The following is a 21,162-nucleotide window of genomic DNA, read 5'->3' as shown; positions in this document are numbered from 1 at the left end:
GCTCGAACGAGGCAGGACCTTTGTTGGAGCGTGTTTTAATTTGCGCAAACGAAAGGGGCTGATGAGAAATTGACTTCTCATCAGCCCCAACCTGCCATTACTTGTTTAATTTAGCTGCATCGGCGTCGAGCTTGGCAAATCCAGCGCCCTTGGTTGGGGTGCTGTTGCCGCGCTTTTCCATTGCTTTACGGGCCATCGCTTTGCGTTCTTGCTTGCTGAGTGCCATGCTAACTCGCCTCTTTTGCATTGGAATGTCAAAACTTTTGTTTCGACGCCTTCATTGTAGCACGTTCAGCTGAATTGTGAAGGGAAGATGATGCGCAAGACGCTAATTTATAAAAAAAGTTGGCGTTTCGTCATTGTCCCTTTAAATCCAGCCAAAAAATCGGTAAGATTAAACTAGACTATGATAAGGAGACCATGCTGATGATAAGTGAGACAACCAACGGTGCACAACCGATCAGTCAAATTATTAATCAATCAATTGAACAAAAAGTTAACTACCTCCAAGAATTAAAGCAAGCGGTGGCCAACCATGCCGATCAAGCAATCTATGCTTTGCTGGATCAAAAACGGTATGCAGCTGAAATTATGCATCGGGAAGAAAAGGCGAATGATACCGGGGTCATGACCTTGGTTGATGACTTGACGGCCCAATTAAGTAATTATTTGAGTACCAAGTTGATTAATTACTTAAGTCAAGCCTATCCGTTTTTTTACTATGAAGAATACCAATTAGGCCATTACCGCATGTACTTTGGTAACTGGTGGGATCGCCGGCAATTTGGTGAATTAGATGTATTAAATATTCGCTTTGTCTTTGATCAAAGTGAATACGCCAAGTTGGCCAAGTCCTTTGAATTGGCGCAAGCTGGGCAACGTTATAATGGTCAACGGATTGAAGAATTATCCAAGGAAAATGATCGCTTACAAGCGCTGATTGATTCGGCGGATAAACGGGACGCGAAAAAAGAAGAATTGCAAGCGGAGTTAAAGGAAGCCAGTGCGCGCAATGGCTTGTTTGAATCAAGCAAGAACCGTGAAACCAGGGAAGCCATTGTGGCTAAACTGAGCGAATTGGAAAACCAAGATGAAGAAGCCCGGACGGCGGCCGGCAAGATTAAGGCCAATAATCAGCAGGTCCTGGAATTGTCAAAGGAAAATACGATCCTTAGTTATGAACGGAAGAGTATTGTGGATACTTTCGGCAGTTTTGAAGATTTCGAATTAGCTAACCGGAAACTTTACGCTAGCTATTTACAAAGTTTGGTCGCGGATGGAAAGCAGGTGGAAGCTGATGACTAAGCAAATGATCTCAACAGCGACCGAACAAGTGACCAGTTTAACCGCTTCGCTGACGACGGGGTTAAAACTTGGGGAGCGCTACGTGCAATTATTGGACCAACTGGCTACGGCGACGGTCCCGACAGAATTATTGGACGCAGCCGGTCAATTGGTAGAATTTGATTTAAATCATGCCTACGTTAAATTTCCGCAACACTATCAACCTGAAGATTATTACTTGCTTTTGATGGGACGGCTGTTAGAATTAGCCGGGATTGGCGACTTTGCGGTGAAACCTGACCCAATGCACCGGCGTTTGGCCATGCGGCTGACCACGTTTGAAAATGACTATACCTTCTGCTTTGAACAAAAGCGCAGTCGTCCGGGGGCCTTTTTCTGTGAGCAAACAGACCATGAGCCGCTGTTTAACTTGGACTTGGCGCACCACAGTTTACAATTTGATAACCGGGCCCTGGTTGATTTCTTGATTGTCAAAGAAATTGCCAACCATAATGACTTGGAATTACAAGGGGTGGTCAAGCCCCTAGTGGCCTTTGCTAACCTTTTGGTTGAGCAATTGGACTTTACCATTAACTTGGGGATCTTGGCCACGGATAATGCGGCGCAATTCAAGTTAGCGGCGCCGGAGTTGTCGTTAACGGTTATTGATAAATTGTTTGTCCAAACGGCGGAAACGGACACGGTTTTATTGAGTTTGCCACAAAACAATGGGGCGAAGTTAGCTTTGGCATCAGACACGGCGTTAAGCCTGGCATTTGATCCTGACGATTATACCAAGCAATGGTTCTTCATGGTCACAGATGCAAAAGCGCAACTCTCCTTCCTAGACGTGCTCTTACATTACCCGTTGGTCCGGGATTGGTACTTGGCGAACCGGTCCGCTTTGGCCATTCGTGATGATCAATTTGCCTATGCGCCTGTTGATGAACATGTGGTGGTCAATTCACCGGCGACGGATGCCGAGCCGATTAAAGAAGAAGCCCCGGCGAGCGCGGTCGAAGAAGAGGACGGTGAAAATGATGCTTGATTTTACCAAGTTGTTGCAAGCGGCGATTAGTTTGGATAATCAATTGTTTGAAAAGCGGGATCTCTTGTTGGGACCGACTGCGCACCTACAGCATGCGGTCTTGAATGCGGATCAGGCTTTGACGACTTTGTACGGCGGGCAAAGCAAATACTCCTTGCGTGCGGGCCAAGTTAAAAAATCAACCGAACAGCAAGCCGAAGACTTTGCCCACGTTTTATTTTGGTTTTTGGTGGTCAGTGCCCGGCTTAAGTGGACGCATTTGGTGGTAATGACCCCCGAAGAATACCAAAAATTAGTGACGGCAACGCCTTGTACCAAATTGGTTGATTTAGATCGGGAAGCGTTAGCTATTAAGAACCTTTTTTTGCAAAGCTACTATACCCACCGGCAAGCTGATTTTCGTCATGCTTGGCATTTGTTGTTAAAAATGGGCTTGGTTGATTACCAAGTTAACCCGACCGAATTAATGCAAGCCTATGACGGCTTGTTTGCGGCAGTTGAAGATTGATGAAGAAGGACTGGTGTCATTGGCATTAGTCCTTTTTGATTTGAAAATAAGCCTTTACATTTGATATCACTAGTGTTATATTTTGGTTGTAGATAAGAATCATTATAAGGAGGATCTTAAGATGAATTTTTTGAATCAAGAAATTGGTGACTTTGCGGTGAAGGCTTACCAAGCTGGTAAAACGGTTGATGTTACCAAAGCAGATGTTCTGGGAAAGTGGAGCATTTTCTTCTTTTACCCAGCGGATTTCTCCTTTGTTTGTCCAACGGAATTAGAAGCATTACAATCTAATTATGAAGCCTTTCAACAAGCAGGGGCGGAAGTTTACTCGGTTTCTGAAGACACCGAATTCGTGCACAAGGCCTGGGCGGAAGCTTCCGAAAAGATTGGCAAATTGCAATACAAGATGCTAGCGGACCCCGCCGGGAAATTGGCTCGGATGTTTGATGTGTTAGATGAAGAAGCGGGTCAGGCTTACCGGGGCGTCTTTATCGTTGACCCAGATGGCAAGATCCAATCCTATACGATTAATAATATGGGGATCGGGCGGTCAGCTGACGAAATTTTGCGGACTTTGCAAGCGGCCCAATTTGTTCGCGAACACGGCGATCGGGTTTGCCCGGCTAATTGGCAACCGGGTGAAGAAACGATCAAGCCAAGTCTGGACCTGGTTGGCAAGTTATAAAAGAGGCGATGTCGATGACGGAGCGGATCTATGATTTAATTATTGTAGGTGCGGGGCCAGCTGGATTAAGTGCCGCGATTTACGCGGGCCGCGCAACTTTGGATACGTTGGTGTTGGAGGCTGAAACGGTCGGAGGGCAGGTTACGACCACGGCCATGGTCTACAACTACCCCGCGGCACCAGCAGTTGATGGTTCCCAGTTAATGCGGCAAATGCAAAGTCAGGCCCAGGATTTTGGGGTTCAAATCAAAAAGGATGCGGTGGTAGCTTGCCAACTGGCCGATGAGGTGAAAGTCCTCACGGGAGCCAGTGGGCAAACTTATCGCACGCGCAGCGTGATTTTAGCGATGGGGGCCCAACCACGTCAGGCAGGCTTTATTGGTGAAGATGCTTTTCGGGGCCGGGGGGTCGCCTATTGCTCAACGTGTGATGGGGAACTGTTTACCGGGTTGCCAGTTTTCGTGGTTGGCGGTGGTTACGCGGCGGCCGAAGAGGCAGATTTCTTGACTCGCTATGCTAAACGCGTGACCGTATTAGTGCGGGAAGGCGAATTTCAATGTCCACCGCTAACGGCGGCCCGGGCCCTTGATAATCCTCAAGTCGAAGTCCGTTATCACACGGAGATTAAGGAAGTGCATGGTGAGCAGTTCTTAACGGGGATGACCTTGGTAAACAACCAAACCGGGGTGGAAAGCACTTACCAAGTGACACCACCGGACAAGACCTTTGGGGTGTTTGTCTACGTGGGGACGCAACCCGCCACCGCCGGTTTGCCACCAACGTTAGTGCGCGACAAACACGGTTATTTAGCAGTTGACGCGCAGCAAGCGACAGCGGTTCCTGGTGTCTTCGCGGCGGGAGACCTAGTTGCTAAGCCCCTCCGGCAGATTATTACTGCGGCGGCCGATGGCGCAATGGCGGCAACCAGTGCGGAAGCTTATGTTACCGCCCTAAAGCAACGGTTGCATTTGCCTTTGCATAAGACGCCAACGGTTAAGCAGGGCCCAACCAGCAAACTGCCAACTGCGTCGACCAGTCAGCACACGGGCAAGTGGTTTACGCCGGACTTAGTAGCCCAATTGCAGCCGGTTTTATCCAAACTTACCCGGCCGGTAACCTTGCAGTTGTGGCTGACTGACAATCAAGTCAGTCAGGAACTGCGGTCGTTTGTCAGTGAATTGGTTACCCTGGATGCGCACTTAGAAATGGCTGAACAAACCGCTCCCGCCCAAGCTACGTTACTGCCGCAATTACGCTTGGTTTGTGATGGTCAGGATACGGGCCTGCATTATGCCGGCGTGCCGACCGGTCATGAATTGAATTCGTTGGTGTTGGGCTTATACAATGTGGCCGGGTCAGGCCAAACGCTTGAACCTGCCTTAAAGGAGCGGATCCAAGCGCTGCCACCAACGAAGCTGGAAATTGGTGTTTCGTTGACGTGTCATTTCTGTCCCGATGTTGTGGCCGCCTGCCAGCACATGGCGGCGTTAAATCCGGGAATTGAGGCTACCATGATTGATTTGGCCCAATTTAAAGATCTGCGGGAAGCCCGGCAGATTATGAGCGTGCCAGCGACCATGATTAATGGTGGGCCGGTAATCTTTGGCAGTCAAAGTTTGGCAGCCTTGGTAGCGGCAGTAGAAGCAGCCGATTAAATTGCAAATAAAGAATGGTCACCAGTTGCTTGCGGCATTGGTGACCATTTTTGCTGTTAAATGAAAATGCCCTCAATGAGCTTAGTTAAGATATAAGGACCAGTTTCCGTTTGCGACTGTTTGTTTTTATGATAAAATGATTAGAAAATGTGAGGTGTTAGCATGCCAGAAACCGATTATCAATTACTACAAGAACAAGCAGCAGCGCTATTAGCTGGTGAAACTGATTGGGTCGCTATGACGGCTAATCTTTCATCATTACTGTTTCATAGTTTACCGGCGGTTAATTTTGCTGGCTTCTATCGCTTGAAGGCAGGGGAGCTATTACTCGGTCCCTTTCAAGGGCGAGTAGCTTGTATGCATATTGCTTTAGGAAACGGGGTCTGTGGGACCGCAGCTCAACGTCAAACGACCGTCATTGTTCCAAACGTCCATCAATTTGCTGGCCACATTGCTTGCGATAGTGCCTCAAATTCTGAAATTGTCGTTCCGGTTTTTAAAGCGGGGCAACTATGGGGCGTTTTAGATATTGATAGTCCTGAATTAGCGCGTTTTTCTGCGGCTGATCAAGCGGGACTTGAAGCTTTAGTCGCGTTATTATTCCCCGCCCCAACATCACTAACGGAGGATTAATTGATGACTGATCCAATTTACGTTGTACACGGTTATTGTGCCAACCCCGAGGCCAACTGGTTTCCTTGGCTTAAACAGCTTGGGGCGACCCAGCTGCACCGACCGGTTCACGTCGTAACGCTCCCGGAACCTGATAATCCTCGTTTGGCTGACTGGTTGGCGGCTTGTCAGTCGCAAATCTCGCAGACCGATGGGGTGACGTTAATCGGCCATTCGCTTGGTTGTATTACCACCCTACGCTTTTTGGCGCAAGCTGATGTACAGAATGTCAACTTAATTCTCGTTTCTGGTTTTGATGACCTCGTCCCTGGCCTGACAGAACTGGCACCATTTACCGCTGAATCGCTCGATTATGCTGCGATTCGGGCCAAATTAAAAGCCGCGGTCGTAATTTCGGCGCGGGATGATCATATTGTTCCATACCAGTTTACCCAACGACTGGCTACTAATTTGGCGGCGCCGTTTATTCTTTTGCCAACTGGCGACCACTTTATTACCCAAACAGGTGGCGATCGACTGCCATTACTCGAATTCTTATTAAAAAATGGCCTGTTAATTAACTAAATCCCCTTGTCAAAGTTAATTCTCCATGCTAAACTATAATAGTTGTCACGGAGAGTTGGCAGAGTGGTAATGCACCGGACTCGAAATCCGGCGAACCCATGTTGAATGGGCGCGCAGGTTCAAATCCTGTACTCTCCTTATTTTTAAGTTTTAAAACCGCTAGATGCTGTTAAGTCAGTATTTAGCGGTTCTTTTGTTAGGTTATCGTTATGGTGAAAAAGTCAGTCGCTTTACCAACTTTTCGTTGGCAGGGGCTAATGAAAGGACTAAGATAAAAGGGAGTGCTTTAAATTCTCGGTAAAAAGAAGATCTTTTTTGAATTTTAAAAGAGGAAGGAAGCAGCCAGTTTGTTCTTAATTGACACCAGTCGGCATGGCAAACCCGTTTATAATGCCATGATCAATCAATCTTTAGATGCATACTTGATTAACGATTTGCGGTTGGAGGGGCATGGCTTGATCTGCTACATTAACGATCCGGCGGTCATTATCGGGCGGCACCAAAATGCCTATGCCGAAGTTAACCTGCCGTATCTAAAACAGCATGATATCCAGTTGGTGCGCCGGACCAGCGGCGGCGGGGCGGTTTATCATGACCGGGGCAATATTGTCTTTGAAAACATTGTGGTGGGAGACACCACTGATTTTCGGGATTTTCAAAAAATTGGCGCGCCGATTGTGACGGCCTTGCACGATTTGGGAGTGGCCGGCGCTGAAGTACGTGGGCGCAATGATATGGCTATTGACGGTAAAAAATTTTCAGGGATGGCCATGGTTAAAGCCAATAATGCCTATGCCGCCGGTGGCACGATTATGTTTGATTTGGATGAAACTGTGGCCCGCACGGTTTTGACGCCCGATATTGGTAAATTAGAATCCAAGGGGATTAAATCGGTTGACGCCCGGATTACGAACGTCAAGCCGCATTTGCCGGCCAAGTACCAAGCTTGGACCAGCGAGGATTTTAAGAATTACTTGCTTTGTCACATGTTTGGGGTTGAAAAATTGGCTGACATTCCGACCTATCACCTTACGGAAGCTGATTGGGCGGTAATTGACGCTCGGCAAGCCAGTCGGTTTGCTACTGATGAATGGAACTTTGGGCAAAATCCGGGTTATGAGCACTATGTTTCCCATCATTTTCCGATTGGGACGGTGGCCTTCAATTTCAATGTGGTTGACCGCCACATCAGTGAAATTAAGCTGTTTGGGGACTTTTTAACCACCGGCAACCCGGCCGTGATTGAAGCGGCCTTACAGGGAGTTGAATACCACGCCGAAGCCATCAGGGCGGCATTGTCAACGGTCGATATTGAACGTAATTTAAGTTCAGTCAGTGTTGATGACTTAACCGCTTTGATAATGCGGATGCTGTAAAACGTTGCCTTGATTATAAAAGAAAGCCGCGCGTTTGTTGGGGAGCAAAGCCTAACAAACGCGCGGTTTTGTTTAATCTTTTTGTTTTTGAAATTGTTGCGCGGTCCAAGTGGCAATCGCAACCACTAAGGCCAAAGGCAGCAAGGCCGTATGGTTCATATGACAAACTTCGTAAATCATGAATAAGGCCATTAATGGAGCACTTTGCGATGCGGCCAACAGTCCGGCGGCCCCGAGGACGGCCGTTTGGCTTAAAGTTACACCACTGACCAGGGGAACGTATAAGGCGCCGATCATTAAGCCGCTGCACGCCCCCAAGGCAATTGAGGGGGTTAAAGTACCACCGTAACCGCCCCCCTTAATGGTTAATAGCGTTGCGCTGGCTTTCGCCAAGAAACCGAAGCCAAGCCAGCTGATGGCCAGCAAGGTCGCGGGATGGGTATTCATGGCTAATTGGGCCAGGCCCCGGCCATTACCACAAACCGCTGGAAAGAACATGGCAATTAAGCCGGTCAAGGCTGCAACAAGTGGGAACTGCCACAGCAATTGCCGGCCATAAGCCCGGTGCTGACTGGCCCGGTTAATGATTGCCTTAAACCCCGCGCCGAGGGCACCGTTAACCACCCCTAAGATTATCGCGAGCGGGATGATGGTCAAAGCATAGTGATGGTTGCCAGTCAGATAGTACGGGACAAAGCCCTTCGTTAATGCGCCCACCATAGTGGCAATGGCCGACATGGTAACACTGACGGCCACGGAGCGCGGGGTGATTTTTTTGTATAGCAGTTCCAGACAAAACATGGTTCCCGTTAAAGGCGAGATATAAACGCCGGCAAACCCAGCCCCGGCTGCCGCTGCAATCAACAGGCGGCGGTCTTCCGGCGTGATTTGCCAACCGTGTTGCTGGCTCCACCGACTTAAATTGTCGGCAATCATTGCCCCGGCTTGCCGCGGTGCTAATTCACGCCCGATCGACCCTCCGGTACTGACGTAAAAGATTTGGGTGACGACATGCCCGATCGTTCGGCCAACCGGCATCCGGGTGCCCTGCATGGCGGCATTGATGCCGACGGGGCGCCAGTTGCGTTGTAGCCAGTACCAACTCAAAGCGCTAATAATTCCACCAAGCACTAGTGCGAGGAAGCGTTGGACTGGTGGGGTATGGATCGCAACGGGGACCTGGTTGTTTTCAATGAAGCCCAAAAATAAGTGTTCAACGTGGTCCAATAAGAGCCCTAATAAAAGCGATGAACTTCCCACGATTAGTCCTAACCCAACCGTTAGCACGGCCAGGTGCAGATCTTCCCGACGACTGGTGTTCCTAACCATTCTCAATTCCTCATTTCATTTGGCCGCTTAAAATGCCAAATGACTTTCTACTAAAAATATTCCGTCCACCATTGTAGCACTGCGAATCTAACCCGCCAATTTAAAGTTTTAGTAAGTTTTACTCCAGGGTAAAATAACGGCAAAGGAATTGACGGGCTGTGATGTCGCTTGGGATGAGCGGTTCGGTTGGAGTGAGTGACAAACTTTGGTGGTGGTAGCTGATTTGCAGCGCCGGGGTAAATGAAATGGAAAGGCCAAGTTCAATGGCAGCCTGGAGCAACCGCTGTTTTTGTACGGAATATGTCTCTGCTAAAACCGGCACCGGGGCTGGGTCTTGGGCGAAAAGTTGATACCGCCGTTGCCCTGTGGTGATACCAAAGTTAAGCAATTGATGATCTGAAGTGATAAATTGAACCAACCGGCCACTCGGGGTTTTGGTAGGGGCTTGGAGCCGTTGCTGGACGGTGGCAAGTGCATGAAAGTAGGCAGCCGGGGCCTTAATGGTTTGGGCAAATTCGCGTAACTGCGCCACCAACTGGCCGCCTTCGCGTTGGACCCACGCGAAGACTTCCGTGGGGTCTTGCATAGCAACGGCATGGTTGCGTTCGCGAGCAGTGGTCAGGTCCAATCTTGGGCGGGTCACCAGCCAGTAAGCCAAGCAAAGCTCCAGGAAATCAAGGGTTGTTGGCGCAATGCCACTGGCCGCAAAAGGATCCAGGTCAAAGGCCCGGAATTCAAGGCGCTCGATGCCGTTTGCCAAAAGGTCGGCCAGGTCCGTTGCGCGACCTTTTAGCCGAACGGGGCCATAAAATTCATGGAGGGAAAAGAAGCGCTGGTTGGCTAGCATCGCGTTTAATTGGCGTACTTGGGCCGCTAAGCTGGCATAGGTGATCGTTTCCTCTGCAAAATTGGTATAGCCAAAATTACTGTTGCGTAAACTGCGAACGGGAGCCGAAAAGGAGACGGGGGCACCACTGAGCTGATTGCCAGCGACCGGGCTGGCCCCGAATAAGTAGGTAAATAACCACCGGTGGGCCACGAAGGCTTGGGCACATTGGAAGTAAAGCTGGTTTTGCCAAGCGATTGCCGACTCAGTAGTTGAAGTCAGATGGGCGCTTAATTGGGTTAGGAGGTGGCGATCAAACGAAAAATTAATGTGAATTCCCGTCAGCAATTCCCGGCTGGTGCCGTATTTTGCTTGTAAGTAGTCATGGTATTGGGCCACCCATGCGCGACTGTTAAATTGACCTGCAAAGTGGAGGTCTGTCGCTGAAAAAACGGGTGGCACGGATAGGGGCCATAAAAAGTCGTGATTCTTAAGGTGAGCAAGCTCAACTTCTTGAATCATGGTTAGGTTGCGGACCGCTAAACGACTGCCTTGACTAGGAGGTGCAACCATTTCAAGCATATTGTCAGCAAAGTCAGTTTTTAAATATGGATTCGTCTGCCGGGAAGAAAAGGTCGAGGGGTACGGGGCCCGACTTAGCTGGCCGGTTGCGGTTAGCCGGTGTTGTTCGCTTTCTAAGCCGAAATAGCCCTTTAGTAAATGCGGAACTAAGTGTTGCGACTGGAGAAATGACCAAATATCTGCCATTAATTTCGCCTCCCTAACGTGATAAGTAAGATCATTATACCTTTTTCTCATCTAATTTTCATTTTTAATTAATTCAACGGGCGAAAAGCAGTGATTATTTTACAAGGAACCTCGGAACCGCTAAAATTAAACCATCATGCTGAAGACGGAGGGATTATTTTGAAGATTGGGATTGATCGGCTCACCTTTGCAACGACCGAGTTGTATTTAGATTTACGCGACTTAGCGGCGGCACGCCACGTTGACCCGGATAAATATTTAATGGGGATTGGCCAAAGCCAACAGGCCGTGATTCCGCCAACCCAGGATGCGGTGACCTTGGCCGCACAAGCAGCCGCCAAAATTCCGGCCGCTGAATTAGCGCAGGTCAGCACCGTAATTGTGGCCACGGAATCTGGCGTCGATAATTCAAAGGCCGCGGCTTTGTACGTAAAGCAACTATTGGGGCTAAGCGATTTTGTCCGCACGATCGAATTAAAGGAAGCTTGTTACTCAGCCACCGCCGGCTTGCAATTTGCGAAAGGGTTGGTGGCATTGCACCCGACCGAAAAAATCTTGGTAATTGCTAGCGATATTGCTCGTTACGGGTTGCAAACTGGTGGTGAAGTTACACAAGGTGGGGGCGCGGTCGCCATGGTGGTGGCAAAAGACCCCCGCGTGTTGGAATTAGAATCGACCAGTGTTGCTTTTTCCCAAGATGTGATGGACTTTTGGCGGCCGCTGTATCGGTCAGAAGCACTGGTTGATGGGAAATATTCGACCCAAGTCTACATTGATTTCTTCCAAGCTTGTTGGCAACGGTACCGGCAATTGACTGGGGTGACGCTTGATGATTTTGCTGGCTTCTTATTCCACTTGCCGTTTACTAAGATGGGCAAGAAGGCCTTGGCTAGTGAGTTAGGCGATCGTGATGATCAAGTTGCCCAGCGTTTTTGGGCGGTGTTGCAAGCCAGCCAGGTTTATAGCCGCCGGGTCGGTAATCTTTACACGGGGTCGTTGTACCTAAGCTTGCTTTCGGCGCTTAATCACGGTCAGTTGCAAGCGGGTAATCGCTTGGGCCTGTTTAGCTATGGCTCGGGTGCTGAAGGAGAATTTTTGACGGGCCGGCTTGTTGATGGCTTTGCGGCGGCCTTGGAACGGCCCGATGCAATGCTTGATCAACGGCGGCAAGTCAGTGTTGCAGAATATGAAACCTTATTCAATCAGCACTTAGGCTTGCAAAGTCAGGATTGTACCTTTGATTTGGCAGACAGCCAAGCCCCGTTTGTCCTGGCAGGTCAGCAAAACCACCAACGCCAATATCAACGGCGGGGCTAGAAAAAGCGGCTGGAAAAAAGTCTTAAAATTTCAAAAAGCGCTAGAAATCACGTTCCTGAAAACGTTGATTTCTAGCGCTTTGTTGTTACTTTCTGGGCGCTAGCCGAAAAGCTAGTTCTCTAAAAAATACTGTCCCGGAATAAACCAATCACCCGCCCCAAAATCCGAACATCGTCTAAAATGATCGGGTCCATTTGGTCGTTTTCTGGTTCTAAGCGGTAGTAGTGAGCTTCTTTGTAGAACCGCTTGCAAGTAACTTCGTTTTCCGTGGTCATGGCGATGACTACATCCCCGTTATTGGCAGTTTCTTGCTGACGAACAATGACCTTATCGCCGTTTAAAATGCCCATGTTGATCATACTGTTTCCCTTAATCGTCAACATGAACAAATCATCATTGTCTTGGATCGTTGGTGGAACGGGGTAGTAGTCAGTGGCATCTTCAATTGCCAAAATCGGCTGGCCGGCCGCTACGACCCCTAAAAGAGGAATTTCGTGTTGGTGCGGCTTAATGCCGATGGCGCTAAGGCCTTCTTGGGTAATTTCTAAGGCCCGGGGTTTAGCCGGGTCTTTTTGTAAGTAACCCCGTTTGATTAAGCGGTTAATGTGGCCGTGAACCGTAGAAGTTGATGACAAACCAACTGCATCACAAATTTCACGGATGGTCGGCGGATAGCCCTGGTTGGTAACTTGTTGATGGATAAACGCTAGCACTTCTAATTGCTTCGGTTCGGAATTTCGTGGCATAGTACTTCGCTCCTTTTTTTAATTATCTTACCATATAAGAATTGATTTGTAAAACATGCGTTCGTAAGTTTGGCTGCTTGAATTTAATGGTAATTTTGGGTATGCTAAAATTGATTCGTAAGGGAGTTGATGAGCATGACGGAATCAAAAGAACAAGACCAATTATTAAAACGAATTAACGAATTGGCCCATAAAAACAAAACGGAGGGCTTGACTCCGGCTGAAAAAGCAGAACGCAAAAAATTGCGGGATCAGTATTTAAAGAATTTTCGGGCGGCGTTCCGTTCCAACATCGAAATGATGCAAATCTTTGATAAAAATGGTAAAGAGGTGACCCCAGAAAAGGTGAAAGCCATTCAACGTAAAAAGGGGTTGCGGGATGATTAAATTAAAATTAGGCTTTTAAAATTCTCCCGAATTGTGTAACATAGATATGATTTAAACAAAGGGGGAAAAGACAGTGGGTCTGACAATTGCTTTAGTAATTTTGGCTTTACTGGTTGGGATTGCCATTGGTTTCTTTGGGGCACGGCGCTACATGGAAAACTACTTGCGGAACAATCCGCCAATTTCGGCTGACATGTTGCGGACGATGATGTTGCAAATGGGCCAAAAGCCATCGGACAAGAAATTGCACCAAATGATGCAAACGATGAAGAGCCAAGCTAAGAAAGCTAATAAAAAGTAATAAAAAAAGCGGCGTTTCCGCCGCCTTTTTTATTACTAAAATTGATCATCAGATGGTTTTGGTGGCATCTGGTATTTAAAGGTCGGGTCCAATTGTTGGTCTAACTGGTCAAAAGCGGCTTGAATCGTCTGCTCCATTTCGGCGAGCTTTTCGTCATTTAATTTCATTTTGCGGTCGATTGTGATTGGTTCCCCGATCGCAATTTTGCGTGGATGACGCGCAAAGAGTTGTTTAAATGACAACGGCCCTTGATAGACTGCTGGCACCAAAGGTACACCGGCCAACTTTGCGATTACAAGCGCCCCGCCCTTTAGCTTCGCGGAATAACGAGAACCGGTTGGGAAGATAATGGTCGCCAAGTCGGTTTGCTTCAGAATGCGGACCGGGGTTTTAACGGCCGACGGACCGGGGTTAGCTCGGTTGACGGGAAAAGCGTTTAATTTCCGTAAAAACCAATTAGCCAGCGGCTTTTGGAAAAGTTCTTCTTTGGCCATAAAGGCAAATTTTTTAGGAAAAATGGCCAGCGCCAATAGCACGGGATCCATCCATGAGCGATGGGGAGCAATTAAAATGTAATTTCCGGCCGGTAAATGCTCCTTACCGGTAATAATTGGTCGCCCGTTGATCAAATTTAAGAAGGGTTGGACCAAATGAACTAAAAAACTGTATAGCATTGATAAACCTCACCAATAATTTTTTATCTTGGAATATTCTTAGTCTAGTATGAAGAATCACAGTCGATTATGCAAGCAAGCGGAGGAAAAATGAACGAAGAAGCATTACTCAAAGCCAACGAGCGCATTGATGCGCTAAGTGCCCAAGGCATTCGAATTATTCAGAGTCCGGAAGTGTTTGCCTTTTCTCTGGATGCGGTGTTGTTAGCTGATTTTGTGCGTCCCAATCGCAAAAGTAAGCTGCAAACCGTAGATCTTTGTGCGGGGAATGGGGCGATTGGCCTCTTTTTAAATCGAAAGTTAGGCGGGCACATTACAGAAGTCGAGTTGCAAATGCGCTTAGCGGACATGGCTGAGCGCAGCGTGGCTTTAAATCAGCTGACGGAACGTTACACCGTCATTAATGCGGATGTAAAGGACATTTACGAATATCTGTCAAAGGATTCAGCGGACATTGTTGTATGCAATCCGCCGTACTTTAAGGATTTACCCACCAGCGAAAAAAATCCGAATCCCCACTTGGCTTTGGCCCGGCACGAAATTGCCATTGATTTAGCTGGTATCGTAGCGAAAATGAGTGGGCTGTTAAAAATGAATGGGAAAGCTTATCTGGTGCACCGCCCCGAACGCTTGGCGGAAATCTTAACGACCTTTTCACAATACCGCTTGGCCCCTAAGCGTTTGCGCTTAGTGTATCCCAAGGCGGGCCGGGATGCGAATATGGTTTTGATCGAGGCCATTAAAGATGGTAAAGCGGGGGGCTTAAAAGTGGTGCCACCCTTAGTGGTTGCCGATCAAGTCGGGAATTACCGACCGGAAGTGCAGGCGATGTTGCATGCCCACTAAGCTGTATTACATGTATGTTTTGTTATGTGCTGACGGTAGTTTTTACTGTGGTTTTACTGACGACGTGCAACGGCGGTTTCGGACGCACCAACGGTTTAAAGGGGCAAAATATACCCGGGTCAAAGCGCGGCACCCGTTACGGTTGCTTTATCAAGAGGCGTTTGCGGATAAGTCATCGGCCTTGTCGGCTGAGTACCGCTTTAAGCATCAGTCCCGGCGGGCCAAGGAAAAATTTCTTCACATGCGTGGCGTGAAATGGTAGCGGTTTCATAAGATTTTAGCTTAAAAATAGCACACTTTTTCACAAACTGTGCTATAATGAATTTGTCGAAAAATAAAGGTTCTGACAAGGTAATGTGATTCGATTCACATTTGGGTAGAACCGCTATTTTCCTTAGAGACAAAGATTTGGAGGCTAAAGTAATGAAGATTATTGCTTACGGGATTCGCGAAGACGAAAAGCCATACGTTGCTGAATGGCAAGAACAACACCCAGACGTTCAAGTCAAGATTGTTGAAGAATTATTACTTGACAGCACGGTCGATCAAGCTGAAGGGTTTGATGGGGTGGTAGCCTATCAACAAGCTCCATACACGGATAACGTTTTAAAGACGCTGGCAGGCTACGGAATTCACTACCTGTCCTTGCGTAATGTCGGGGTTGATAATTTGAACCCGGTAGCCGTAAAGGAAAATGACTTTAAGATTACCAACGTTCCAGTTTATTCACCAGCGGCCATCGCTGAATTTTCTGTCACTCAATTAATGAATCTGTTGCGTCGGACTAAGGAATACTTCCGGAAGTTTGACCGTCGTGATTACCGGTGGGCACCAGAAATTTCTCAAGAATTAAACCAACAAGTGGTTGGGGTCATTGGGACGGGCCACATTGGGCAAGTTGCCATTGACATCTACAAGGGCTTTGGGGCGAAGGTAATTGCTTATGACAAGTTCCACAACCCTGAATTGGAAAAAGAAGGTTTGTATGTTGACAGTTTAGACGAACTGTTTGCGCAAGCAACGGTGGTTACTTTGCACATTCCGTTGTTCCCTGAAACAGAAAACATGTTAAACAAGGAAGCCTTCGACAAGATGAACGATGGGGTCTTCATCGTTAATGCTTCGCGGGGGCCACTGATTGATGAAAAGGCTTTGATCGATGCCCTTGATTCTGGTAAGGTTGCCGGGGCTGCCTTGGATGTCTTAGTTGATGAAACCAAGGTCTTTAACCACAACATGGCTGGTAAGAACATGGATTACCCAGAATTCTGGAACTTGGAAAGCCGGGGCAACGTTTTGATTTCCCCACACACCGCCTTCTACACCAATGTCGCGGTTGAAAACATGGTTAAGCAAAGTTTGGACGCTAACCTGAGTCTGATTCAAACCGGTGCTTCTGACCACGAAGTTAAATTTAACTAAAAATCAATTTTCTCGGGCTGAAAGTCTTGTCTTTTCAGTCCGTTTTTTGTATACTAGTCAACGGTGCAAAAAGCCCAATTCACACCCGTCTTGATGACTGAGGAAGTGCGTTTTCGTACCCCAGTCAAGTGAGGGGCGGGGAGGAAAAAACTATTTTTTTGGAGGTATATTCATGTCTGTAGTTAGCATGAAGCAATTGCTTGAAGCCGGTGTCCACTTTGGTCACCAAACGCGTCGTTGGAACCCAAAGATGAAGCCATTCATCTTCACGGAACGGAACGGGATTTACATCATTGACCTGCAAAAGACGGTTAAGATGATCGATCACGCTTACAACTACGTGAAGGACATTGCCGCTGATGGCGGGGTGGTTCTGTTTGTTGGGACCAAGAAGCAAGCCCAAGACTCAATTGAAGAAGAAGCCGTTCGGGCAGGTCAATACTTTGTTAACCACCGTTGGCTTGGTGGGACCTTGACCAACTGGAAGACGATCCAATCCCGGATCAACCGCTTGAAGCAACTCAAGAAGATGGCAGAAGATGGCACGTTTGACCGGCTGCCAAAGAAGGAAGTTGCTGTGTTGACGAAGCAACGTGAAAAGTTGGAACGCTTCTTGGGTGGGATCGAAGACATGCCACGCATCCCAGATGTATTGTACATTGTTGACCCACACAAGGAACAAATTGCAGTTAAGGAAGCTCAAAAGTTGAACATTCCGATTGTTGCAATGGTTGACACTAACACGGACCCAGATGACATTGATGTGATCATCCCATCTAACGATGACGCAATCCGGGCCGTTCGTCTGATCACTTCTACGATGGCTGATGCAGTGATCGAAGGAAAGCAAGGTCAAGACGACCAACAAGTTGCTGAAGAAGCAGAACAAGACGCTGAAGTTACGGCAGATGCTTTAAAGGATCTGAAGGACAGCGTTGAAGGCAACAACTAAAAATAGTTAATGCTTAGGCTGTTTTGCAGTTAGACCAGGAAGGCCTGAGTGCAAAACAGCCTTTTTTGAAAATTTACTTTGATTAAGGAGAGATACTCATGGCAATTAGCGCAAAGCAAGTTATGGAATTACGGAAGAAGTCAGGGGCCGGAATTATGGATGCCAAGAAGGCCTTAGTTGCCAGTGATGGTGACATGGACAAGGCAATGGACTTTTTGCGTGAAAAAGGGATTGCTAAGGCGGCAAAGAAGAGTGACCGGATTGCGGCCGAAGGGTTGACGGACATCAAGGTTGAAGGCAACACGGCTGCCATCGTGGAATTAAACTCCGAAACGGACTTTGTGGCTGCTTCCGATCCATTTAAGGATGCTTTGAAGAGCGTCGCCAGCCTGTTGGTAGAAAAGAAGCCGGCTGACGTTGAAGCGGCCTTGGCTTTAGAAACGGCTAACGGGACGTTAAACGATGACCTGATTGCTACGACCCAAAAGACGGGGGAAAAGGTTTCCTTACGGCGGTTTACTTTAGTTGAAAAGGCAGACGGTGACTCCTTTGGGGCTTACCTGCACCAAGGTGGTCGGATTGCGGCCTTGGTTGTTTTGGAAGGGGCCGACGAAACTACTGCTAAGGACGTTGCAATGCACGTGGCGGCCGTTAACCCTGAATTTATGACCCGGGAAGACGTTCCTGCTGAACGCCTTGAACACGAAAAGAAGATCTTTACGGAAGAAACCTTGAACGAAGGGAAGCCAGAAAAGATCGTTGGCAAGATTGTTGAAGGGCGTTTGAACAAGTTCTTGGCGCAAATTACGTTGGCCGACCAAGCCTTTGTTAAGGATTCTGACCAAACGGTTGCAGAATACGTTGCTTCTAAGGGTGGTAAGCTGAAGTCCTTCATCCGTTACGAAGTTGGGGAAGGGATCGAAAAGAAGGAAACGAACCTGGCCCAAGAAATCAGTGAACAATTAAACAAGTAATTACTGATTAAGCTCAGGACGTACTGTACTTTTTGGGGCGGTGCGTCCTTTTTTGAAATGAGAATCAGGAGGGTGAAGATGACAGAAGCAGTCAAATACCAACGAATTATTCTGAAGTTAAGCGGAGAAGCATTAGCTGGGGACCAAGGCTTTGGGATTAATCCGCCCGAATTAAAGACCGTTGCCAAGGAATTAAAAGAAGTTCACGACTTAGGTGTGCAAGTCGGGATTGTTGTTGGTGGTGGCAACATGTGGCGCGGTGTGACGGGCGAAAAGCTCGGCATGGAACGGGCCCAAGCTGATTACATTGGAATGTTGGCCACCATCATGAACGCCCTCTCCTTACAAGATGCCTTGGAAGCCTTAGGGGTTCCGACCCGGGTCCAAACTTCAATCGAAATGCGCCAAATTGCTGAACCATATATTCGGCGCAAAGCCATTCGTCACTTTGAAAAAGGCCGGGTAGTTATCTTTGCTGGTGGCACGGGTAGTCCATACTTCTCCACGGATACCACAGCTGCTTTGCGGGCCGCTGAAATCAATGCAGATGCCATTTTAATGGCGAAAAATGGGGTTGATGGGGTTTACTCAGCGGATCCGAATAAGGATGCTTCCGCGGTTAAGTTTGACCGGTTGACCCACATGGATATTATCAATAAGCAATTACACGTCATGGATTCGACGGCAAGTTCTTTGTCAATGGATAATGATATTCCGCTGGTGGTCTTTAACTTGAATACCCCAGGAAATATTTTGAAGGTGGTCAAGGGCGAAGCTATCGGCACAACGATTGAGGGGGATTAAGATGACTGGAAAAGAAATTTTAGTTGAAGCTAAAGATAAAATGACGAAATCCGGGGAAGCTTTAAAGCGGACCTTGGCAGATATTCGGGCTGGGCGGGCCAACGCCAGCCTGTTAAACCCAGTTCAAGTCGAATATTACGGGGCAATGACGCCGTTAAACCAAGTGGCCTCCATTTCAATTCCGGAAGCCCGGCAATTATTGGTGACGCCGTACGATAAGACTTTATTGGAAGAAATCGAACGGGCCATTTACCAATCCAACTTGGGGTTAACCCCGCAAAACGATGGGACTACCATTCGCTTAATTATTCCGCAACTGACGGAAGAACGGCGTAAGGAATTGGTCAAGGACGTGAAAGCGGAAACCGAAAAGGCGAAAGTTGCCGTGCGCAATGTCCGGCGCGAAGCAATGGACGCTTTGAAGAAGGGGAACAAGGCTGGCGACTTTAACGATGATGAGTTCCATGACTTGGAAAAGAAGGTCCAAGAGGAAACAGATGCAGGGATTAAGAACCTGGAAGCCATCGCGGCCGAAAAAGAAAAAGAATTAATGGCCAACTAAGTCGTGGCCAAAGAAAGGCTGGGAGCAATGCTCACCAGTCTTTTTTTAAACCGTTATGGTGGTGGGGGGCACTTCGCTTGTGGTTGGTGAGTAAAACCGGTATATTAAAAAGAAAATAGTTAATGGGAGCGACAATAATGACAACTTTTGCCCAATACCTCGCCCAAATTGATTCGCCGACTCACCGGGATCAATTTGCCGCTGTATTACAGTGGGTAGCCCAACAAGATCCGCAACTGACCGGCGTTATTAAGTGGAATCAACCGATGTTCACGGCCCACGGTACTTTTATTCTCGGTTTTTTTGCTGCTCAACACCACTTTACGGTTGGACCCGAACAAGTTATTTTTGATCAATTCCTGCCTCAAATTAAGGCGCAAAGCCTAAAGCACGGGAAGAAAACCTTTCAAATTCCCTTCGATCAGCCGGTACCGTATGATTTATTGGGGCAGTTGCTCCAAGCAACCTTAACCTTGAAAGCGACGACGACTAGTTTTTGGTGGCGGGGGTAAGATTATGTGTACGAGTATTGGAATTGTCACGCAGGATGGTTATCATTTGTTGGGACGGACGATGGATTGGGATACTTTGCGGGTCGGGCCCCTGTTTTTGCCGCGTGGGTATCAATGGCAAACCGTTTTTGACCATCGTACCTACCAAAACCGTTATGCTTTGGTGGGAGGCGGTTTAGCTAATGCTAAGTTGGTTGACGTGAGTGATGGGGTCAATGAGAAGGGGCTGATGGTCCAAAAGCTGACGTTTGATCATGGTGGACAATTAACCGAAGCTCGCCATGCGGATAAAGTGCAGTTGGCAGCCCGTGAGTTAGCGCTGTATTTGTTGGGGCGGTTTGCCTCGATTGCCGAAATTGAAGCCCACTTGTCTGAGATTGAATTGATGAGTGATACCAATAGTGATGTTAAATATGGGCACGCGGAGCAACACTATGCGGTTATGGATGCGACGGGGCGCATGGTCGTAATTGAACCCAGTCAAGCCCCGTTACGCTTACGCGAGAATCCGCTGGGCGTATTGACCAATCACCCCAACTTTGATTCCCAAATTCGGCGTTTGCACGATTATGTAACTTTTAGTCCCGCTTTTGAACAGGGGACCGTCCCCTTAAATACCTACCACGTGACGACCGGGGAGTTGAGTGGCAAGAAGACGCCGCCGGGGGCGTACTCGCCGAGTGCGCGCTTTATGCGGGCCGCGTATATGAAAGAGCTGGCAGATCAACCGGTGGACCTGACCATGGGCGTCGCCACGACCAGTCACCTGTTGGATACGGTTACGGTCCCGCAAAGCAAGGGGCACCGACCGACGTTTTCAGTCTACCGTTCAATTGCCGTGGCGGAGACTTGCACCTATTACTTTCAAGCTTACGCCCAATTGGGGATGACGGCGCTAACGCTAACGCCGGAATTAGCAGCCCAGCCAACGCCGCAATTGTATCGCAATGATTAACTAATCAACAATAAAAGCGAACGAGAAAGACAAG

Annotated in this window: 25 protein-coding genes and 1 tRNA gene; 21 read left to right on the top strand and 5 right to left on the bottom strand. The window is 48.0% G+C overall.

What is annotated here, in order from left to right:
* Positions 1-97 precede the first annotated feature (97 nt).
* Positions 98-226 carry a hypothetical protein gene (locus FC43_RS11480; RefSeq protein WP_019205669.1) on the bottom strand — a complete coding sequence of 43 codons (129 nt, stop codon included), beginning with the start codon at positions 224-226 and terminating at the stop codon, positions 98-100.
* Positions 227-420: 194 nt separating this feature from the next.
* Here FC43_RS11480 and FC43_RS01215 point away from each other — a divergent pair, with 194 nt between their 5' ends.
* The 9 genes from FC43_RS01215 to FC43_RS01175 all read left to right on the top strand — a co-directional run bounded on the left by FC43_RS01215 (position 421) and on the right by FC43_RS01175 (position 7,753).
* Positions 421-1,305, top strand: a complete 885-nt coding sequence (locus FC43_RS01215; RefSeq protein ID WP_019205668.1) for a hypothetical protein — start codon at positions 421-423, stop codon at positions 1,303-1,305.
* Positions 1,298-2,332: a hypothetical protein gene (locus FC43_RS01210; protein WP_019205667.1), complete on the top strand. Its 1,035-nt coding sequence runs from the start codon at positions 1,298-1,300 to the stop codon at positions 2,330-2,332. Before FC43_RS01215 ends, FC43_RS01210 begins: the two co-directional genes overlap by 8 nt.
* Positions 2,322-2,840, top strand: a complete 519-nt coding sequence (locus tag FC43_RS01205) for a hypothetical protein (protein WP_019205666.1) — start codon at positions 2,322-2,324, stop codon at positions 2,838-2,840. The genes FC43_RS01210 and FC43_RS01205 overlap by 11 nt, the downstream gene beginning before the upstream one ends.
* A 121-nt stretch (positions 2,841-2,961) precedes the next feature.
* A complete protein-coding gene (gene ahpC / locus FC43_RS01200) occupies positions 2,962-3,525 on the top strand; it encodes an alkyl hydroperoxide reductase subunit C (RefSeq protein WP_019205665.1) in 564 nt (187 codons plus the stop codon).
* A 14-nt stretch (positions 3,526-3,539) separates the two neighbouring features.
* Positions 3,540-5,180 carry an FAD-dependent oxidoreductase gene (locus FC43_RS01195; RefSeq protein ID WP_056953490.1) on the top strand — a complete coding sequence of 547 codons (1,641 nt, stop codon included), beginning with the start codon at positions 3,540-3,542 and terminating at the stop codon, positions 5,178-5,180.
* 162 nt (positions 5,181-5,342) lie between these two features.
* A complete protein-coding gene (locus FC43_RS01190; protein ID WP_056953487.1) occupies positions 5,343-5,813 on the top strand; it encodes a GAF domain-containing protein in 471 nt (156 codons plus the stop codon).
* Positions 5,814-5,816: 3 nt separating this feature from the next.
* Positions 5,817-6,377 carry an RBBP9/YdeN family alpha/beta hydrolase gene (locus tag FC43_RS01185; protein WP_156648219.1) on the top strand — a complete coding sequence of 187 codons (561 nt, stop codon included), beginning with the start codon at positions 5,817-5,819 and terminating at the stop codon, positions 6,375-6,377.
* 49 nt (positions 6,378-6,426) lie between these two features.
* A tRNA-Ser gene (locus tag FC43_RS01180) sits at positions 6,427-6,515 on the top strand.
* A gap of 209 nt (positions 6,516-6,724) precedes the next feature.
* The gene (locus tag FC43_RS01175) at positions 6,725-7,753 is read left to right on the top strand and encodes a lipoate--protein ligase (RefSeq protein WP_056953483.1); all 1,029 of its coding nucleotides are present in this window, start codon (positions 6,725-6,727) and stop codon (positions 7,751-7,753) included.
* A gap of 72 nt (positions 7,754-7,825) precedes the next feature.
* Here the strand turns inward: FC43_RS01175 and FC43_RS01170 are convergent, their stop codons facing one another.
* Both FC43_RS01170 and FC43_RS01165 read right to left on the bottom strand, forming a co-directional pair.
* Positions 7,826-9,082, bottom strand: coding sequence for a chloride channel protein (locus tag FC43_RS01170; protein WP_056953481.1), 1,257 nt, complete (start codon positions 9,080-9,082; stop codon positions 7,826-7,828).
* Positions 9,083-9,200: 118 nt separating this feature from the next.
* Positions 9,201-10,676 (bottom strand): hypothetical protein, encoded by a 1,476-nt coding sequence (locus tag FC43_RS01165; RefSeq protein ID WP_056953479.1) that lies wholly within the window; start codon positions 10,674-10,676, stop codon positions 9,201-9,203.
* 159 nt (positions 10,677-10,835) lie between these two features.
* On the opposite strand from FC43_RS01165, the gene FC43_RS01160 reads away from it, so the two are divergent.
* Complete coding sequence (locus FC43_RS01160; RefSeq protein ID WP_056953477.1) at positions 10,836-11,993, top strand: hydroxymethylglutaryl-CoA synthase; 1,158 nt, start codon at positions 10,836-10,838, stop codon at positions 11,991-11,993.
* Positions 11,994-12,112: 119 nt separating this feature from the next.
* Here the strand turns inward: FC43_RS01160 and lexA are convergent, their stop codons facing one another.
* Positions 12,113-12,739, bottom strand: a complete 627-nt coding sequence (lexA, locus tag FC43_RS01155; protein ID WP_019205657.1) for a transcriptional repressor LexA — start codon at positions 12,737-12,739, stop codon at positions 12,113-12,115.
* A 135-nt stretch (positions 12,740-12,874) separates the two neighbouring features.
* Between lexA and FC43_RS01150 the strand changes: the two genes are divergently transcribed.
* Complete coding sequence (locus FC43_RS01150) at positions 12,875-13,126, top strand: DUF896 domain-containing protein (RefSeq protein ID WP_019205656.1); 252 nt, start codon at positions 12,875-12,877, stop codon at positions 13,124-13,126.
* A 73-nt stretch (positions 13,127-13,199) separates the two neighbouring features.
* A complete protein-coding gene (locus tag FC43_RS01145) occupies positions 13,200-13,427 on the top strand; it encodes a YneF family protein (RefSeq protein ID WP_019205655.1) in 228 nt (75 codons plus the stop codon).
* Positions 13,428-13,462: 35 nt separating this feature from the next.
* Here FC43_RS01145 and FC43_RS01140 read toward each other — a convergent pair whose 3' ends face one another.
* Positions 13,463-14,101, bottom strand: coding sequence for a lysophospholipid acyltransferase family protein (locus FC43_RS01140; protein WP_019205654.1), 639 nt, complete (start codon positions 14,099-14,101; stop codon positions 13,463-13,465).
* A 90-nt stretch (positions 14,102-14,191) separates the two neighbouring features.
* Here FC43_RS01140 and FC43_RS01135 point away from each other — a divergent pair, with 90 nt between their 5' ends.
* The 9 genes from FC43_RS01135 (at position 14,192) to FC43_RS01095 (ending at position 21,128) form a co-directional block, all read left to right on the top strand.
* Positions 14,192-14,947, top strand: coding sequence for a tRNA1(Val) (adenine(37)-N6)-methyltransferase (locus FC43_RS01135; RefSeq protein WP_056953475.1), 756 nt, complete (start codon positions 14,192-14,194; stop codon positions 14,945-14,947).
* Complete coding sequence (locus FC43_RS01130) at positions 14,937-15,209, top strand: GIY-YIG nuclease family protein (RefSeq protein WP_056953473.1); 273 nt, start codon at positions 14,937-14,939, stop codon at positions 15,207-15,209. The genes FC43_RS01135 and FC43_RS01130 overlap by 11 nt, the downstream gene beginning before the upstream one ends.
* A gap of 161 nt (positions 15,210-15,370) precedes the next feature.
* Positions 15,371-16,369 (top strand): D-2-hydroxyacid dehydrogenase, encoded by a 999-nt coding sequence (locus FC43_RS01125; RefSeq protein ID WP_019205651.1) that lies wholly within the window; start codon positions 15,371-15,373, stop codon positions 16,367-16,369.
* A 172-nt stretch (positions 16,370-16,541) separates the two neighbouring features.
* Positions 16,542-17,321 carry a 30S ribosomal protein S2 gene (gene rpsB, locus FC43_RS01120; protein ID WP_019205650.1) on the top strand — a complete coding sequence of 260 codons (780 nt, stop codon included), beginning with the start codon at positions 16,542-16,544 and terminating at the stop codon, positions 17,319-17,321.
* A gap of 98 nt (positions 17,322-17,419) precedes the next feature.
* A complete protein-coding gene (tsf, locus tag FC43_RS01115) occupies positions 17,420-18,295 on the top strand; it encodes a translation elongation factor Ts (RefSeq protein WP_056953472.1) in 876 nt (291 codons plus the stop codon).
* Between the two features lie 78 nt (positions 18,296-18,373).
* Positions 18,374-19,099, top strand: a complete 726-nt coding sequence (gene pyrH, locus FC43_RS01110) for a UMP kinase (protein ID WP_019205648.1) — start codon at positions 18,374-18,376, stop codon at positions 19,097-19,099.
* Between the two features lies 1 nt (position 19,100).
* Positions 19,101-19,661: a ribosome recycling factor gene (gene frr / locus FC43_RS01105; protein WP_056953470.1), complete on the top strand. Its 561-nt coding sequence runs from the start codon at positions 19,101-19,103 to the stop codon at positions 19,659-19,661.
* A gap of 137 nt (positions 19,662-19,798) precedes the next feature.
* Positions 19,799-20,173 (top strand): iron chaperone, encoded by a 375-nt coding sequence (locus tag FC43_RS01100; protein WP_019205646.1) that lies wholly within the window; start codon positions 19,799-19,801, stop codon positions 20,171-20,173.
* Positions 20,174-20,177: 4 nt separating this feature from the next.
* The gene (locus FC43_RS01095) at positions 20,178-21,128 is read left to right on the top strand and encodes a linear amide C-N hydrolase (RefSeq protein ID WP_056953468.1); all 951 of its coding nucleotides are present in this window, start codon (positions 20,178-20,180) and stop codon (positions 21,126-21,128) included.
* Positions 21,129-21,162: the final 34 nt, after the last annotated feature.

Source organism: Limosilactobacillus ingluviei DSM 15946 (assembly GCF_001435775.1).
In the GTDB taxonomy this organism is placed as follows: Bacteria; Bacillota; Bacilli; order Lactobacillales; family Lactobacillaceae; genus Limosilactobacillus; species Limosilactobacillus ingluviei.
This window is presented reverse-complemented; position numbering and strand designations above follow the sequence as displayed.